Genomic DNA, 16897 nt, shown 5'->3' on the forward strand with positions numbered 1-16897 from the left:
GTGCGCCGCCTGCCTGCCCCGCTCACCAGCTTCATCACCAGTACTCGCCCGTGAACTCCCCCCACCGTGCTCGGTCCGCCGCCCCCTGCTTGCGCGCCTGCCTGACGACGCCTGCCCCCCGACCGCCCGCCCCTGACGCACGTTCAGCGCCGCGCGGATTCCCCAAACCACACCGACTTCAATCGGGGCACGACGCTTTCCAAGGCCCATTCCATTCAAGACGACAGAAGTCCCTCCGAATTCACGGGAATTCCATCATTTCAGAGCCCGGTTTCAGCTGGCGAGCACCACTGAACCCGAGCTATGTTGGAAATGGCCCCGAAAGAATAGGGGTTGATGGAAACCGCTGAACGGAATAGGAGAAACCCACGATGATCCCCATTCCTGATTTCCGTGCCACCCCGCGCGATACCTCACAGGACGACGTGGCGGTCTCCCCCCGACACCTGGCCGGCAGCGGCGACTATCCCGACGACGCGTTCGCCCCCCTCACCGCCGACCACTGGCGCCGCTACCGCGATGACACGGGCAACAGCTACGCCATCAGCGACACCGACAACCTCCAAATCGCCTACCTCCCCGACCTCGATGAGAACTGGCAACTCGACGCCCGCGCCTACTCCGGCGCCCCGTGGGGTCAACTCTGGACCGCCACCTTCAGCATCGACACCCCCACCGAATTCGTGACCGCCGTCACCACAACACTCCACCACGACCTCGGCGCGGGGCCACAGCGACGTCAACGCGTGCTACGCGCCGACCCACACGACAAGGACGACGACCCGGACAACGTCTGGGAAGTCCTTCGTACCGCGCACTGGCGCGTCGCCACCCGACGGTGCGCCATCACCGCCACCTCACCGGACGGCCTCGTCGAGATCCACTATCGGGCCGACGGAGCCTTCGTCCCACCCCGCGAAGCGTGGACGGTCACCGCCGCCTCAACACGCGACGACCCCTTCGCCCTCTGGGACGCCACCTTCCACGAAGCCACCCCACCCCACCTGATCACCGCCTTCACCCAAGCCCTGACCGCACCCCACCCCCTCACCCGACACAGCGCCCAGCTCGCGCGGACCACGGCCCCGTACGCGCGGCCACTGCGTACCGCCGCCTGACAAGCCACCGGCCAGCGCCAGTCACCAGGAACGGAGCCACCCCGATGCCGGACCCCACACACCCCACCCACCACCCGAGCCGCCAGGACTTCCTCATCACCCCGCGCTACCTCGCCGGCGCCGATGGCGTGCAGCCGGTTGCCGGACTGCTGGCCCACGTGGGCTGGCTCACCTCCCGCGACGACGCGGGAACGACCCACTACTACCCGAGCGACCAGCGCTATCGCGTGTCCTACCCGCACGCCTGCGAAGACCTTATGACCGGCGAGACAGGTGCCGCCTGGCACATCTCGGAACGCGGGCGAAGCGGCCAAGGGCCGCTCTGGCAGGCCGTCATCACCGGCGACTGCCCACCGGAGATCATCGCCGATGCGGTGGAGCCACTCCTCACCCAGCGAAGCATCCCCCTCCCCACGGACTCCGTCACCCTCATCACCGAAAAGCTCATCCAAGCCAACTGGGACCTCGACATAGCGGGCGGGGCGATGACCTACAGCAACCCCACCGGCCACCTTCGGGTCCGCTACTTCCCACCCCCCACGGGCGCCAGGGGCAGCGACCTCCGCACCACCCTCTCCTGGTACATCCAAGCGGCCCTCACCCCGGCCAACGTCCTCTGGTACGCCGGCTTCTCAGCCACCACTCCGGCCCACGTCGTCAAGAACTTCTGCAACGCGCTCCTCAACCCCGAACCCGTCGCCCGCTACGCCGAGGACATTCACCCCGTTGTCCGTCCCCACCTCACCATCCGGCAAGCCTGAGACACACCCACGGAGGTTTCGGATCATGACCACCAACGACCACGCCACCCGCTTGCCTCACCCCTCCACCACCAGCGACAAGAAGTCCAAAGTCCTCATGAAGGTCTGGGCGGCCCTCGCCCAGCACCCCGACGCCACCACGGCCGAACTCGCCCTCGCCGCAGGCATCGCACGCTCCACCACCGGCAAGGCCCTGACCTTCCTGGAAGAGAAGAACCTCGCCATCCGCACCCGAGGCACCCGCGCCGGCCACCACCGCACCCCCGACCGCTGGAACCCCCACCCCGACCGCCTCCCCACCCCCAAGCCCACCGCGCCAACCAACCCCCCGACCGACCCGGACCCGGCACCGACGGTCACTCCCGAGGCCACCGAGCCCGCCGCTACCGGCACGCCCACCCCCGCACAACCGGTCACCGCACAAGCCCACCCACGCCTCGCACCGGGCCAACTGCGGAAGATGGTGGTCGAGCACCTGAACGCCTACCCGGACTCGGAGTTCACCGCCACCGCCATCAGCCGCGTCATCGGCAGAAGCTCCGGCGCCATCGCCAACGCGCTGGCCACCCTCACCGAGCAGGGCATCGCCCAACAGGTCTCACCAGCCCCCCGCCGCTACCGCCTCGCCGACGGCGTACCGAGTAACACGGGCGCGGCCATTCCCGCGCCTCGGCAGGGGAGTTGATACCGGATCCGTCGCTGTGGTGGGTACGGCGGGTCGTCCCCGCCGTACCCACCACTCGCGGTATTCGCTGGCCCGCCGGCGTTCGTCTCGGTACCGTCCATGGCGTGAGGTGATCCGTTACGCGGCACGTGAAGCGCCGCGCACGAGGCCGAAGCCGTCGCCGTGCCCGGCGGCGGTTCCCTTGTCGATTCCGGAGAACCTCACCACCATGTCTTCACACGCCACGTCGCCCAACGGCGACCCGGCCGACCATCCCCGGCCGGTACCGAGCTGCCAGGAGATCTCCGCCGCGCTGGCATCGCACTGGGGTCTACCCGGTGCCGAGGTAACGCCCCTGATGGGCGGCATGAATTCAGCGACCTGGAACGTCCGCCTCGGAGACACCCGGTGGGTCGCCAAGGCCGTACCCCAAGGGGAGCCCGAGAAGCAATTCCACTACGGCCTGCGCCTGTCGGTCCAGGTGGAGAACGCGGGCCTGCTCGCCGGCGCACCCGTGCCATCGTCCGCCGGCCACCTGACAACTGCGGTCGGCGACCACGCCCTCGCGCTGCTGCGCTGGGTAGCGGGCCGTGAACTCCAGGGCCACAGCGCCAGCGACACCGCGCTCATGGGCGCGACTCTCGCCCGCGTCCACCGCATCCTCGGCACCGAACCCGTCACCCCGGGGGAGGCGTGGTCGCAGTTCGACTTGCTGGCCGACAGCCGCGATGACGCCGCCCTATACCTGCGACCGTGGATTCGACCGGCCATCGAAGCGGTCACGGCGCGACTGCGGCGACTCCGACCGGAGACGCTGACATGGGGCCCCGTGCACGGCGACCCCGCCCCCGAACACTTCCGGCTCGACCCGACCACCGGCACCTGCGGCCTCATCGACTGGGGCGCCGCCAGCTTCAAACCCCGGATATACGACGTGGCCACGGCGGTGATGGACGCCGAAGGCCCCGATGGCGCGCAAGCCCTGCTCCGCGCCTACCTGGACCAGGACGCCCTGCCCCGCGCGGAGATCGAACGCGCGCTCACACCGATCCTGGACTTCCGATACGCCATCAACACCCTCTACTACGCCGGGCGGATCCTGCACGGTGACGTCACCGGCGTCGACACCCCTGCCGGAAACGAGCAACGCCTGGACGAGGCACGCCAGTGGCTGACCTGACCACCCCGCTGATGTGGGAACCCAAACCTGAGCGCCTTCCCGCTCCCAATCCCTTGGCCAGCAAGCCGACCAGCAGTGAGCCTTGCAGCGGCATCTCGGTTACGACACCGGAGGCCGTCTTTGACGCTGCAGCAGACCCCCGGGCGGTCAGCGATTACTGCTCGGGTCGCCGGGAGCGAAATTGATGGTGCGGAGCAGGTGGGTGACCGTAGGCATGTATCGCTCCCAGTGTCGGGCTGCCGGGGTGGAGAAGCTGACGACCAACATGGCCTGCTCAGGTAGGGACGGGTGTTCGGGCACGGGTATGAATGCCTGCAACTCGGCGAAGGGAACCGCAGGTTGGACGTCCGGGAGTTCATACAAGCGGCCGCCGACCACGATTGCGGCGGGTTGCCCGCAGGGGAGTTGGCGGACTTCTCCGGTCCAGTCCGGGCCACGTTCGGCCACGAGGGCCTGCATGGTGCCCTCGGCCGCGACCACTGCGTCCAGGCCGTAAGGGAATCTTTGCGCGGTGACCAACAGTGTGGCTGCCGAGAGGTCCTCGTCGATCAGTCCGAACGCCGCACCCGCATACAACGCGCCCGCCCGACTCAGCACCTGGGAGACCACATGGGTCCGTTCCAGCGCGTCTGCTTCGGGTGTCTCGGGCTGCTCTTTCGAGCCAGCTGCGCGCGCGTCGGCGTAGGCAGCCGACTCCTCGGGGGTCATACCGGGAGGGATGCTGGTGAAGCCTGCGGGGACGTCGAACGAGACATTCATCAGGCCGCCTCCGGGTCGTGAGATGTTGGGTAGTGGCGTTGGTTCTCGAAGCGTTCGACGACGGCGAGTTGGCGGTTGTGTGCGGTGAGGATCCAGCGAGCCGCGCTCGGCATGATGGCGAATAGCGTGACGGCGAGGGCAAGAAGTGACAGGGCCAAGGCTGGTGTTTCGTGCCCGAAGCCAGCTCCTATCAGGGCCGCGAGCCCGCCGATCAGGAGGATGGCGCGGGTGGGTGAGGTGCCATTGCGGTCGAAACGGTGGACCGCGATCCTTGCCGCACCAGCCTGGGCGGGCGTGACCGTGTCCGGCAGATGGCGTAGGTGCGGCGGCCAACAGCCGTCCCACCAGGCGCCGTTGGTGCGATAAAAATGCGTCGCCCAGGCGGCACGACGCCGGGCCCCCTCGCTGTCGTCTCGCAGGAACACCAGCGTGAAGGTTGCTCCCCCTCGTATCTCGTCCAATCGGTAGCCAAATTCATAACCGATTGCGACCAGTAGCCGGCCATCTGTGACGACGTTGACGGAAACTCGCTCCGACCCATCGAGCCGGGCGATGAACTCGTGCTCGTTCATCGGTCTGGACCGTCTTCCGTCTCCTGGACTCGACCGCCGTCACGCCAAGCGTTCTCGAAGCCCACCCACAGCGTGCCGACCCCTGTCGGGAGGACCATCTCGAATGCCTGGCGCAGGTCTCGTGGCTTGAGATATTCCAATGCGGAAGCGTCTCCGATGGTGCCCACCAGGCTGTCCCAGAAGGCCGCCCCACTAATGATCTGGGTCGGCGTGCTGCTACCGATCACTCGGGCGAGGTTCCCTCCGTGGCGGACGTACCCTGCCACTGGAATAGTGCCCAGTAGATCCTGTCCCAAGGTGCGCACAGAGACGTCTGCTCCTGCGACCCGCGCGGTGCCGTGGGCCACAAGGGCCAGTGCCGCGTAGCCGGTGGACATGCCACTGAGAGCAAGCGAAGTGGGAATCATCAGCGGTGCCATGAATGGTACGAACGCGCCAATCGCGCCGGTGACCAGCGCCGCCGCGCCGAGCACGGTACTGATAGCCGCCAGTAGGTTTCCGATGGCGGCTATGCGGGCGGCGTTCTCCGCGATCCAGGAGCCGATGTTCTGGAGGACATCGAGTGCGATGGAGACGACGTCCTCGATGACGCCGCCCAGCCAGTCGCCGAGGCTGGAGAGCCAGCCTGGTTTGTTGGGGGCGATGTCCATGGCGTGGCCGAGGCGGTCGGCGATGTGTTCGCCGCGTTCGGTGTAGTCCTGGGCCAAGGCGTGGGCTCGTTGGCGGATGGTTTCGAGGTCCGCGCCCGCGCGGTCGAGGTCGTCCTGGGCGCGCTGTGCGTCGGCGATGGCCTCGTCGCGTTCCTCGTCCGCCTCGATGGTGAGGATCTCGCCGAAGCCGGCGGGGGTGGGCAGGCGGTCGATGCGGGCCTGGGCGGCGTGGGCCTCTTCCTCCAGTTGGAGGGCTTCTTGTTGGGCTCGGGGCATGTGGTTCGCCCACTCTTCCAGGGCGATCGCCGCGATGCGGAACGACTCGTGCGCGGCCTCGATCTTGGGGCGGAAGTCGTCGTCCCACTGTTCGCGCCACGCCTCGGCGGAGCGGCCGCGCCACTCGTTGTCTCCGGTGCCGCGCAGCAGGCTGACGACATCGCCGAGCGCGGTGGTGGTCTGACGTACTTGCTGGGCCACGTGGCTGGTGGTGGCGGCGTCCCCTGGGCAGGGCACGAATCCCAGGGCGGGATATTCGTACTGCTGTGAGGGCGTGGGGACGACGGGGACGGTCCAGTTCATATGGTGATGTACCTCTCCCCGTCCCCAGCACTGTCGTCGAGTCCCTGGGCAAGGCCGTCGTCGATGGCCTGGAAGGCGTTGAGCACCTCGGTCAGGCCGTTGGCGGCGGCGTCCGCGAACTCGGCAAGTTGGGAGATGCCGTACTCCCACTCCCCGCCGAAGTCGTCCATCCGCCGCTCCAGTCGCGACACCCCCATGGATGCGCCGTCCACCTCGGCCATCGCCTGGCACGGCTGTTCCATCAGCTGCGCGATATTGCGGATATTGTCCCGGTTTGCCTGCAACCGGTCATAGTCCAGGTAGAGATCGCTGCGGCTCATCAACCCCCCAAGGCAACTCAGAGCACAGGAGGTATCACTGTAATCGAACGGATGCACATTGTCATGCATGGAAGGCTCGGGAAAGCGGGGCGAGTTGGGGCCACAGGGGCGCTCAGCTTGGTCCCGGAAGGCCCTGTGCCCAGGGTCTGGTGGCGCCGAGGTAGTCGTCGCCTGGGTAGCGGTGGGGCTCTTCGCGGACGAGTTCGCCGGGTCTGGGGGCGTTGATCATGTGGCCGTTGCCGGTGTGGATGCCGACGTGGTGGATGTTGTCGGGGGTGCCGTAGAAGAGGAGGTCGCCGGGCATCAGGGGGGTTTCTGGGGGGAGTTGGGGGCCGGCGGTGTGTTGGTCGGCGGCGGTGCGGGGGAGGTGGATGCCGGCGGCGGTGTAGGCGGCTTGGGTGAGGCCGGAGCAGTCGAAGCCGGGGTGGCCGGCGGTGGGGCCGTTGCCGCCCCAGAGGTAGGGGAGGCCGATCTGGTCGCGGGCGTAGGCGAGGGCGATGGCGGCTTGGAGGTTGGGGGCGGGGCCGGTGTTGGTCGGGGTGGGGTGGGCGGTGTAGCGGGTGGCTTGGTCGAGGACTTGGGTGACGTACCAGTCGGCGTGGTTGTAGTGCCAGATGGCGCGTTCGATATCGCGTCCCTGGCGGGCTCCGTGGGCGCAGAGGAGGCGGGCGGCTGCGTGGGTGGCGTTGATGGGGTCCCAGGGGGTGGGTGGGTCGGAGCCGCCGGGTGGGATGGGTTGGTCGTAGAGGGCGAAGGTGGTGGGGAGGAACTGCATGGGGCCGAGGGCGCCGGCGGTAGAGACCATCGTGGGGTGGCGCGCGTGGTCGGTCTCGACTTTGCCGATGGCGGCGAGGATCGTCCAGGGCAGTCCCGGGCGTGCGGCTACGGCTCGTTGGTAGTGGGTCAGGTAGGTGGGTGGGATGTCGTCGAGGGCGTGGCGGCTGGGGAGGGGGTTCGTTCCCGCGCGTGCGGTGTGGTGGAGGAGCCCGGTGGTAGCGGCTGTGGTGGCGATGAGGAGGGTGAGGGCGGTGGTGAGTGTGGCGCCGATGGCCTTCCTCACCGGGGCGGAAGGGGCGGTAGGGGTGGGATGGGGCGCCAGGGGGGTCGGTTCGCGGTGGGGTGGGCTGCGGCTTGGAGGGCCTGTGGGGTGAGGGCAGGGGTGAGGTGGGGCCAGTAGGAAGTGAGTTGGTTCAGGGGGTGGCGTTGTGTGGTGGGGGGTTGGAGGGGCAGCCAGTCGTCGGATGTGTGGGCGGTGGCGATGGGGAGGTTTTCGTGTGCGGCGATGGGGGCGAGGCGTTGGCGAAGGTGGCGTTCGCGGGTGGGGGTCGAGGTGTGGATGAGGAGGGCAGTGGTGGTGTTGGTCGTGGTGGCGAGGGTGGCGTAGCCGGCGAGTTTGGCTTCGACGCGGTGGAGGGGTTCGGTGCCGGTGTCGTGTTCGAGGAAGAACGGCAGGACCTGGTCGTGGTGGTGCCAGTGGGCGTAGGCGTCGGGGCGTGCGTGGTCGCCCCAGAGGCGGGTGGTGGAGCGGGCGGAGATCCACAGGGTCAGCTCGTCGTGGGGTTGGTGGTGGTGGGTGGCGGCGAGGGTGACGAGGTGGGTGGTGGTGGCGAGGTCGTGTTCGAGGGTGGGGGAGAACGCGGTGCGGGTGCAGGTGTCCTTGCGCCAGGCGAGGTGCTTGGTTTCGGTGGCCCAGTGGGCGGCGAGGAGGGTGGCTCCGCTGGGGCCGAGGGTGTAGTGCTCGGGGGCGGAGCCCTGGGGTGTGAGGGGTCGGAAGGAGTCGAGGACGTGGAGTTGGTGGAGCTGGCGTAGGCGTCGGTTGGTGACGCGGTGGCTGGTGTTCCAGAGCGCGGTGATGTGGTGGGAGGTGAGGACGCGGTGCTCGTGGAGCATCTCCAGTAGCCACATGTCCCGGGGTGTGATCCGGCCGGCGAGTGTGGCGGTTTCGCGGCCTCGGTGGTGGGGTCGGCCGCGTTGGAGTGCGGTGCGGGGGATGTAGCGGGAGCGCGGGGGGTTCACGTGAGGGTCTCCCGTGTTGTGGGCGAAGAAGCCGTCTCCGTAGTTGGCGGCCTGTTCGCGGACTGCCGCAGGTGGTGGGCACGGCCGGGGGTTGGTGGGGGTGCGGGGTTGGTGGTGAGGGTGAAGGCGCTGGTGGTGTCGGTGTGGTCGGTGAGGAGGCGGGCGGCGGCTTGGTGGCGGGCGAGGTGGGCGAGGTCGTGGGCGGCCAAGCTCGGTTGGGTGTGGCGTTCCAGGGCGCGGGCGTCTTCGGGTGAGGCGGTGAAGAAGATCTTGTTGCGGGCGTTGGTGGAGATGGCTTCGCGGAGGTCGGTGGGGAGTTGGGCGAGGTGCTGGTGGGCGAGGTTGAGGGAGAGGCGGTAGCCGCGGGCTTCGGCGAGCATCTCTTCGACGGGGTAGGGCAGGTTGAGGAAGTTGTGGCATTCGTCGAGGTAGAGGGAAGCGTCGACGCGGGCGTGCTCGGGTTGGTGGGCGCGGGCGGTGGCGGCCTGCCAGGTGCGGGCGACGAGGAAGGAGCCCAGGAGGCGGGCCGTTTCCTCGCCGAGGGTTCCTTTGGGGAGGCGGGCCAGCAGGATTCCGCCGTTGAGCACGTCGTCCAGGCGGTAGGTGGAGGGGCCGTGGGCGATGGCGCGGCGGGTGAAGTCGCGCAGGAGGAAGGCGCGGAGCTTGTTCATCAACGGGCCACTCACCGCCGTCTTGGCGGGTTCGGAGAGGGCGTCGTATCCGGTCCAGAACCCGCGGAGCAGGGGGTCGTTGACGCCTGGCGTGATGCGGAGCCGGTAGGCGGGTTCGGCCAGGAGCCGGGGAATGTCGGCGAGGCTGACGGACTGGCCGGTGGTGTGGTGGTGGCGCAGGAGGGTGAGGCAGCTGGCGCGCATCAGGTCGTCGGTGCGTGGTCCCCAGAAGGCGGCGAAGATCCGGCGGAAGATGCCGGCGATGTTGTCCACCACCATGTCGCTGTCGTCGCCTTCGAGGACGTTCAGGCACGGCGGGGGCCTGTGGTCGGCGGGGTCGATGAGGACGAGGCGGTCCGCGCAGTCCTCGGGGAGACGTTCCAGCAGCTCGGTGACGAGGTCGCCCTTGGGGTCGACGACGATCAGGCCGCGCCGGTGGCGGGCGTCGTCCAGGGCGAGGTGGGTGATCAGGGTGGACTTGCCGGAGCCGGTGGCGCCCATGAGGTGGAGGTGGTGGCGTGCGGCGTGGGTGGGCAGGGCGATGGCGCGGCGTGGGCCGGCGTCGCTGTGCCCCAGCGGGCGCGCGGCGCTGCTCGGTGGGGGGATCGACGGGGGTGGCGGGATGGAACGGGCTGCGGCTCGGGTCAGTCCGGGGGCGTCCGGGTCGGTGGGCAGGTGGGCGAGGGCGGCCAACTCGGTCACGGACAGCAGAGCGGCGCGATGGGGGAAGTGGCGTCGTGTCAGGCGTTGGTGGGGGTGGGGGAGGCGGGTGCGGACGAGCCAGTTGCGGGCGGCGAAGAGCCCGAAGGCGGACGCGATGGCGTGGGCTCGCCCGCGCACGGCTTCTCGGGCGCTGTTGCTGGGGGGTGTGCTTGCGGCGTAGGTGAGGGAGGTGGCCCAGAGCGGGCCGGTGAGTTTGTCGGCTGCTTGTCTGACGGCGGTGTGGTGGTCGGCGTCCTGCCGTGCTTCCAGGGCGGGTTGGGGTCGGTGGGCGGCCCAGGCGGCCATGCCGCGCAGAGGCGTGAACCGGTGGTGGTGGCCGGTCTTCAGCGTGCGGGCGGCGCGTCTGACGCGTCGGCGTCGCCGTCCGGTTGCCGGTCGGGCCAGGACTTGCACGATGACGCGTTCACCGTCGTTGAGCCCTGCGGCGGCCTGGAGCAGAGCGCGCAAGGGGTCGACGTGGTGTCCGGTGCGCAGGGTCGCCACTTCGGGGCGGGCGAGCCTGAGTCGTCCGGCGGTGACGGTGTGGCCTGCGGGAACGGGCTGCGCCGCGTCGGTCACGGTCGTGTGGGCACCCGGCCAGGCGGCCTCGACGGCCTGACGTGCGAGAGCGATGGGCACCTGGCTTGGTGTCCACAGGCTGATGTTCAGGCCCTGGTGGGTCCAGGCGTATTCGAAGGCGATGTGCGGTTGACCGCTGGCGAGGCGGTGCCACCAGGGGCGCAGCAGCCCGGACAGTTGGGCCCACAGCAGCTCGCCACCGTGGTCACTCACCTGGGGCGGGGCTTGGATGCTCACACAGCGCGCTCCTCGCGCGAAGACCTTGGCTCGTCTCCGAGCCAGGAGCGGACGCGCGACGAGAGTGGCCACGCCGGTGGCCGTGGCGGTGGCCAGCAGCGGCGTGTGGGAGGCGATCAACGCGCGGCCGGTGGTTGCGGCGGTGCGCCAGAACGAGAGCGGGTCGGTGAGGAAGTCCGTCATCCAGGGGGAGTTCACGTATCCCGCCCGGCAGCGAGTTCGGCGGGGTCGGTGGTGATCAGCTCGTGCTCGTGAGACGAGGCGACCGTGTTGATGGCGGCCCGGTGGCGGTGGCCGCCGAGGAGCAGCGCCTCGCCTTTGCGGGCGGTGAGCAGGAAGTCGCGTTCGCCTCGGGAGAGGAGGAAGGTCTCGGCGATGGGGTCGATTGCCTGGGCGGACTGGCGGAGGAGGAGTTGCGTGGCGGCGTTGGAGACGATGGCTCGGCCCAGGGGTGAGGCGAGGACGTCGTCGGCGTCCTGGGTGACGAGGGCCAGTCCGCACCAGTGACGGCGGCCTGACTTGGCCAGCCGGAAGAGGAACCGGCTGCCTTCCGGTTCGCGCATCAGGAGCCATGCCTCGTCGACCACGATCAGGTGCCGCTGTTTCGGTCCGGTGGTGACGCGACGCCACAGCGCGTCCAGGGCGAGGACCATGGCGGGCGCGCGGACTTCCTCCGGGAGTCGTCGGACGGAGAAGACCAGGAGGTGTCCGGACAGTTCGCAGGTGGTGGGTCCGTTGAACAGGTGGGCGTGCGAACCGGTCACGAAGGGTGTGAGTTGGTCGGCGAGCCCTTGGGCCACCGGGCTGTCGTTGCCGAGCAGGACGTGGTGGAGGTCGGCGAGGGTGGGCGGCGGGTTGGTGAACGTGGCCGTGTCGGTGGTGATGCCGGCGCGGGCGTAGGTGTCCAGGAGCGCGCAGTCCAGCGAGGCCTTTTGGGCGGCGTCCAACTCGGTGGAGAGGAGAACGCCGAGGAAGGTGTGCAGGAACAGCACCTTGCGCACCAGGGTCTCGCCCTCGTCGGCGGCTGCGCGCGGCAGGTCGAAGGGGTTGATCCGAACGCCGGGGGCGCCCAGGCGGATGGTGTGGCCGCCGACTGCTTGGGCCAGGCGGAGGTACTCGTCCTCCGGGTCGATCACCGCGGCCCGTACTCCGGTGAACAGCAGGCGCAGCAGCTCCAGTTTGGCGAGGTAGGACTTGCCGGCGCCGGAGCGGGCCAGAGTGACTGAGTTGTAGTTGTCGAGGCTCTGGGCGAAGCGGTTCCAGAACACGGGAGTTCTGGAGAGGGCGTTGAGGCCGTAGAGCACCCCGCCGGCGGCGGGGTCGCTGTCGGGGCGGTGGGGGAGGTCGGGGCTGGCGAAGGGGAAGAACGCGGCGAGGGCGATGGTGTCCAGGGTGCGGCGTACCCGCATGGTGTCCAGGCCCAACGGTCGGGTGGCCAGCCAGCCGGGCAGTGCGCGGAAGGTGGTGGGTTCCACGTTCATCAGCAGGGACTCGGCCACGGCGCGCACGGCGGCGACCTCGTCCGCCAGGTGCTGTTCGTCCGGGGCGTGGACGGTCAGGTAGAGGCCGACGCGGAAGAGTCGGGATTCGCCGCGTGCGATGCGGTAGGCGAGTTCGGCGGCGTCGGCTGCGGCGGCCTCGCTCTCGGGATCGTCGAGTTGCCCGTGGTGCAGGCCGCTGCGGCGGGTGGATTCCAGGCGGGCGCGCTGTTTCTTCAGACTGGAGGCGGCCACGCTGGTGGGTACGGGCTCGATGTGCAGGGCGATGTCCACGCGCCCGGGGTGGTTGAGCAGCGGGGACAGCCAGCCCGGCGCCACCTCGGCCGGGTAGCCCGTCACCACCAGGGTCTGGGCCATGCCATGGTCCAGCTTCACGTGGTGTGCCCGGACCTCGATCGCGGGCGGTCCGACGGGGGCCAGCAACTCCTTGGCCTGGACGGTGGAGACCTCATGGGTGGGGCGAGTTCGCCAGGGTCGGGTCATCGGTCACCGTCCTCAACGCGACGCGCATCGGAAGGTTGGCAGGCGTCGCGCACCGTGGCGGACGTCTCGGCGGCGTTCAGCGGGCGGGCGTCGATGTCGGCGCCGGCCAGTACGTTGGTGGCCTCGGCGAGACGTTGACGGGCGCGATTGCCTGCGGAGGTTCTGCGGTCCGACTCGCGGGCGGCCACGAGGATGTGGCGGCGTTGCACCTCGCATGCGGCTCCGAGTCGGGCGAGGTAGTCGGCGTGGGCACGCGCGGCGGCTGCCAACTCCGGATGGTGCAACTGGTCGCCGACGCTGTGGACGGCCTCGGCAGCCGGCTTGAGATCCACCGGGTGGGAGCACAACACGATCTGGGTGGGGCCGGTCAGCGAGTTGAGCCACCGCGCGAAGACGGCCGTCAGCTCGGCCTGCTCCGCCGCGCTGCGCAGGCCGAAGTTCACGCTCGTGCACTCCGCCAACACCACGCTGCCATCCCGCCCAACGTTCAAAACTCCGGCATCGTCCACTCCCCGGCAGGGGAGGTCGGCGGCCACTGGGGGCGGCCCGGCCGCTCTGACCAGACTCTTGCTGAGGAAGTCCGGCACCGCCGGCACCCCTTCAGGCGCGTGCACCTGGCGCTTGGCCGCCTTGAGGTGGGTCAGGGCGGCCAGGGCGAAGCGGTCCATGCTGATGCCCTCACGCCGACCCAACGCGATGGCCATGAGCGCACCGGCCGCTGGCACGGCGATGACCAAAAACGGCACAACGCCCACAAGTGGCCTGGCCATCCAGTACCCGCCATACAGCAACAGCGCCCCGCTGCCCACGATCGCCGTTTGCCGCGCGGTGAGCGGGCCCAGGATGCGGTCCTCGCGTTCGATGTCGGCGGGGATGCGGACCGAGTGACTCAACTCTTCTTCCTTTCGGACGAGTACGGGGGTGCGGGGCCGGTCTCGGGCGCGCGGAAGAGCGGCGCGGCGTGGTCGACCGGAGCGGTCGCCCGTCGCGCCGGCGTGGTGCGGGGCGGCTCGGGAACGGGAGGACGGAAGGATGTCGGCACCGCCGGTGGCCCTGCGGAGGATTTCGGGGGTGGCGCGGCGCGGCTCACCGCAGAACCGGCAGAGGCCGGCGGCGCGCTGGTCCGTGCTGAAGGCACGAGCGATGGCGCGGGCTTGACTGGCTTCGGTGTCGGTGGCGCGCCGGGCCCGGGCGGGTTCGTGGGTGGTCGGCTTCTTCCGCCTGCTGAAGGTGGTGGCAGGTGGCGACCGGTGGTGGCTGGTGGGGGCCGTGTCGGGGTGGGGCGGGCGGGTAGGTAGCGGTGCAGCAGCATGGCGAGGGCCGCGCCGCGCAGCATCCGTACCGGCGCGGGGGCGTGCGGCACGGTGGCCGGCGTGCCGCGCAGGATGACCTGCGTGGCCCATCCGGGGATCTTCCACAGCACCCAGAACATGCACAGCCCGGCCAGCAACGTCCCCAACTCGCCAGGCCCGGCGGGCACCAGAAGCGAGTTCCCGGGGGCGAAGAACAGCCGTAGCCCCACCGCGAGGGTCGTGGACTGCGCCACCTGGATGACCAACGCCCCGGCCAGGGCGCGCCACCACAGTTTGGCGACGCCCTCCGTCTGGGGGAGCCCGTGGCAGGCCAGGGCGAGCGGTCCGGAGACGGCGAGCAGTGCGATCACGGCGACGCGGACCAGGTAGCCGACCAGCACTCCGGCGACCAGTACCAGCAACACCAGTGCCAGGACGAGGAGATGGACGGGGTTGCCCCCGCCGAGAGTGTCCCCCAGCAGCATCCGGGCCAGGCCCTCGCCGAGCCCCTCCGCATCCGAGCCGAGGATGGCGGCGGACAGCGCGTTGGAGAGGTCGATGGCGTGCCCCATCACGAGGAGGGAGAGGCTGGCGGCCACCAGTCCGAGGACGATCCGGGGGGCGATCTGCTTGACCGCGTACCGGGTCTGGACCGTCTCGTAGCCCATCAACGTCAGCCCGCCGGCCATCACCAGCAGCACATATGAGCCGAGGGCCAGGCCCCAGGACGTTGTCCACATCTCCACCAACACGGGATGGGTGGACATGGCCGGGGTGGCGAGCAGCGTCTCGCCCAGCAGGCCGAGGAACGGTTCGGCCGCCGACTCGATCAACTCCGCGATGAAGTCCATGATCGCGTCGCTGATTGTGCCCGGAAGGTCGAACCAGCCCCCGCCGAACAGGCCACCGAACCAGTTGTCGAACCAACCGCCCCCGCCACCATCCCCCTCCGACGGCAGATCCCCGAGGTCCTCGGCGGACGGCGACGGGTCAGGAGCGACCAGCTCAGCCGGCCCGGGGGCGGGACTGGGCTCGGGGTCGGCGGGGTCGGCCATCGCGGTGGGCGTCAACACCCACAGGGCGAGCACGACCGGCAGCCCGAGGAGCAGACCAGCCACCGTGACGGCGCGATGTGGCAGGCTCACGCGCCCCCCACGACGCCCTTGAGCACCGACACGAGGACAGGGGCCAGGATGACGATGCCGTAGCCGATCGCGGCGGCCTTCAACGCCCGCTTCGCCGCCTCGATCTCCCCGGGATCCCCGCCCGCCATCAGGTACCGCAGGCCACCGATCGTCAGGAACAGGGTCGCCAGCAGGGCCACGATCCCCACGATCCACGTGGTCAGGTTGACCACCACGGCCTCGATCGACCGCTCCGCCCCCCAGGCCACCCCGGCACCGGCCAGCACCAACACACCGGCGAACAGCGACACCAACCCCAGACGGCGTCGGCGGGCGGATACGGAGTCGAACAACACAGGGGGCACCTCCAACAGGGCAGCGCGCCGAACGGCGACAAGCAGCCCTCTTCAGCGGCGACCGGGTCGCACCCCGCCGGCACGCACTCCTTTCCACAGGAGGCAGAAGGTGGGAAACGACTCGGGTGTCAGCACGAGCCCAAAGGGGCCCGGCCACCACCGAAGAGGGCGGACACCCGGCCGGCCCGACCGGTACGGGTATCCGCCCTCTATAGAGAAGTGACCCCGTCGGCTGTGCCAAACCGCAGGTCAGCCACCCTTATCGCAACCGCGACTCAACTGGCCAGGTGCTCGGCCAGCCGCGTCTCGGCCTGCTCCCGGAGGCGGTACAGCTGCCGTCGACTGACCCGCCACTCGTGCGCCAGCGCCGTCATCGACTCCCCGTTCAACCGGGTCAGTGCGACGACCTGGGCCTGCCGGCGGGTCACCACCTTGTCCTCCACGGCCCGCCACAGCACCAGGTACTCGTCCTCGCCTTCTGAGGCCCTCAGCAGCGCCGGGTCCATCGGTCGATCGTCCAGCGCGTGAACTGTGTGGTGGGCTCGCCGGGTTGCCGCATACGCGGCTCGGTGTGCCGCCCGGTCGGCGGCCCGGAACAGCTCCCGGTCCAGCTGCGGAGCCGACGGGTTGAGACTGCGTACCGCGGCCGTCAGCGCCGCCAGCATCTCCTGTTCGACCTCGCCACGCTCGACCTTGCCGCGTGGGACCCGTGACAGCACGCGACGCAGCACCGGCACCGCGAACCCGGCGACCACGGTCACCCACGGCTCCCCACCCTGCCGGGCCCGCGCCACGGCCGAACTCCAGATGTGTGCCCTGCGCTCCGGACTCGTGGCCGGGTGCGCCAACTCCACGCGCAGCTCTCCCACCTCCAGCCCAGGACCCTCCTCGTCCGGCAGCGGCAACCGCACCGGACGTCCTTCCTGCCCCAACCGCAGGAATACCCGGTCCAACTCATCCAACGGAGAGAAGAACTCCCGCACCCCGGCCCGCTCAGGCTCGGGTGATCCGGAAACTCGACGGTGCATGAACGCCTCCAACAGCGATCGGTGGTGCACGAACACCGCCATCACTGCCAACCACCCCCGCCACACCCTCGCCAGCGCCGAGCGACCACCCCGCACCGCCCGGACCACACCCGCGCCACCCGCGCGCCCCACGCACGGCGAACAGGCCCCTGACCAGCGGCGACCCGGAACCGTTCGAGCTGAGAACAGGCGCGAAGAATCCCCGAGAAAAGTCCTGACCACTCGCCGGATCGACGCCCCAGGAGCGAGCCAAGCGCTCTACGCGTCACCGTTGCGCTTTCGCCCCTGACCAGCGACTTCGCCATCC

Annotated in this window: 16 protein-coding genes; 4 read left to right on the forward strand and 12 right to left on the reverse strand. The window is 69.7% G+C overall.

Features of this window, described 5'->3' with window-relative positions; genetic code table 11:
- Positions 1-371: 371 nt before the first annotated feature.
- The 4 genes from K4G22_RS21060 (at position 372) to K4G22_RS21075 (ending at position 3723) form a co-directional block, all read left to right on the forward strand.
- Entirely contained in the window at positions 372-1118 is a 747-nt protein-coding gene (locus K4G22_RS21060; protein ID WP_228081851.1) for an SPDY domain-containing protein, read from the forward strand.
- A gap of 44 nt (positions 1119-1162) precedes the next feature.
- Complete coding sequence (locus tag K4G22_RS21065) at positions 1163-1879, forward strand: SPDY domain-containing protein (RefSeq protein WP_228081852.1); 717 nt, start codon at positions 1163-1165, stop codon at positions 1877-1879.
- Positions 1880-1904: 25 nt separating this feature from the next.
- Positions 1905-2564 carry a hypothetical protein gene (locus tag K4G22_RS21070; RefSeq protein WP_228081853.1) on the forward strand — a complete coding sequence of 220 codons (660 nt, stop codon included), beginning with the start codon at positions 1905-1907 and terminating at the stop codon, positions 2562-2564.
- Positions 2565-2901: 337 nt separating this feature from the next.
- On the forward strand, positions 2902-3723 hold the full coding sequence (locus tag K4G22_RS21075; protein ID WP_228081854.1) for a phosphotransferase enzyme family protein: 822 nt from the start codon (positions 2902-2904) through the stop codon (positions 3721-3723).
- Positions 3724-3870: 147 nt separating this feature from the next.
- Here the strand turns inward: K4G22_RS21075 and K4G22_RS21080 are convergent, their stop codons facing one another.
- The 12 genes from K4G22_RS21080 to K4G22_RS21135 form a co-directional block, all read right to left on the reverse strand.
- Complete coding sequence (locus K4G22_RS21080) at positions 3871-4482, reverse strand: hypothetical protein (protein WP_228081856.1); 612 nt, start codon at positions 4480-4482, stop codon at positions 3871-3873.
- On the reverse strand, positions 4482-5054 hold the full coding sequence (locus K4G22_RS21085; protein WP_228081857.1) for a hypothetical protein: 573 nt from the start codon (positions 5052-5054) through the stop codon (positions 4482-4484). Before K4G22_RS21085 ends, K4G22_RS21080 begins: the two co-directional genes overlap by 1 nt.
- Positions 5051-6283: an ATP synthase subunit B family protein gene (locus K4G22_RS21090; protein WP_228081858.1), complete on the reverse strand. Its 1233-nt coding sequence runs from the start codon at positions 6281-6283 to the stop codon at positions 5051-5053. Before K4G22_RS21090 ends, K4G22_RS21085 begins: the two co-directional genes overlap by 4 nt.
- Entirely contained in the window at positions 6280-6603 is a 324-nt protein-coding gene (locus tag K4G22_RS21095) for a hypothetical protein (RefSeq protein ID WP_228081859.1), read from the reverse strand. Before K4G22_RS21095 ends, K4G22_RS21090 begins: the two co-directional genes overlap by 4 nt.
- Positions 6604-6715: 112 nt before the next feature.
- On the reverse strand, positions 6716-7663 hold the full coding sequence (locus tag K4G22_RS21100) for a C40 family peptidase (protein WP_228081860.1): 948 nt from the start codon (positions 7661-7663) through the stop codon (positions 6716-6718).
- Positions 7660-8508: a replication-relaxation family protein gene (locus K4G22_RS21105; RefSeq protein WP_228081861.1), complete on the reverse strand. Its 849-nt coding sequence runs from the start codon at positions 8506-8508 to the stop codon at positions 7660-7662. Before K4G22_RS21105 ends, K4G22_RS21100 begins: the two co-directional genes overlap by 4 nt.
- 107 nt (positions 8509-8615) lie before the next feature.
- The gene (locus K4G22_RS21110) at positions 8616-11006 is read right to left on the reverse strand and encodes a DUF8128 domain-containing protein (protein WP_322785118.1); all 2391 of its coding nucleotides are present in this window, start codon (positions 11004-11006) and stop codon (positions 8616-8618) included.
- A complete protein-coding gene (locus K4G22_RS21115; protein ID WP_228081862.1) occupies positions 11003-12790 on the reverse strand; it encodes a VirB4 family type IV secretion system protein in 1788 nt (595 codons plus the stop codon). Before K4G22_RS21115 ends, K4G22_RS21110 begins: the two co-directional genes overlap by 4 nt.
- Positions 12787-13683, reverse strand: a complete 897-nt coding sequence (locus tag K4G22_RS21120) for a PrgI family protein (RefSeq protein ID WP_228081863.1) — start codon at positions 13681-13683, stop codon at positions 12787-12789. The genes K4G22_RS21115 and K4G22_RS21120 overlap by 4 nt, the downstream gene beginning before the upstream one ends.
- Positions 13680-15227, reverse strand: coding sequence for a TrbL/VirB6 family protein (locus tag K4G22_RS21125; protein WP_228081864.1), 1548 nt, complete (start codon positions 15225-15227; stop codon positions 13680-13682). The genes K4G22_RS21120 and K4G22_RS21125 overlap by 4 nt, the downstream gene beginning before the upstream one ends.
- Positions 15224-15475 carry a hypothetical protein gene (locus K4G22_RS21130; protein ID WP_228084177.1) on the reverse strand — a complete coding sequence of 84 codons (252 nt, stop codon included), beginning with the start codon at positions 15473-15475 and terminating at the stop codon, positions 15224-15226. The genes K4G22_RS21125 and K4G22_RS21130 overlap by 4 nt, the downstream gene beginning before the upstream one ends.
- A gap of 362 nt (positions 15476-15837) precedes the next feature.
- Positions 15838-16632, reverse strand: a complete 795-nt coding sequence (locus K4G22_RS21135; protein ID WP_228081866.1) for a hypothetical protein — start codon at positions 16630-16632, stop codon at positions 15838-15840.
- Between the last annotated feature and the right edge of the window lie 265 nt (positions 16633-16897).

Source organism: Streptomyces profundus, assembly GCF_020740535.1.
Lineage (GTDB): Bacteria > Actinomycetota > Actinomycetes > Streptomycetales > Streptomycetaceae > Streptomyces > Streptomyces profundus.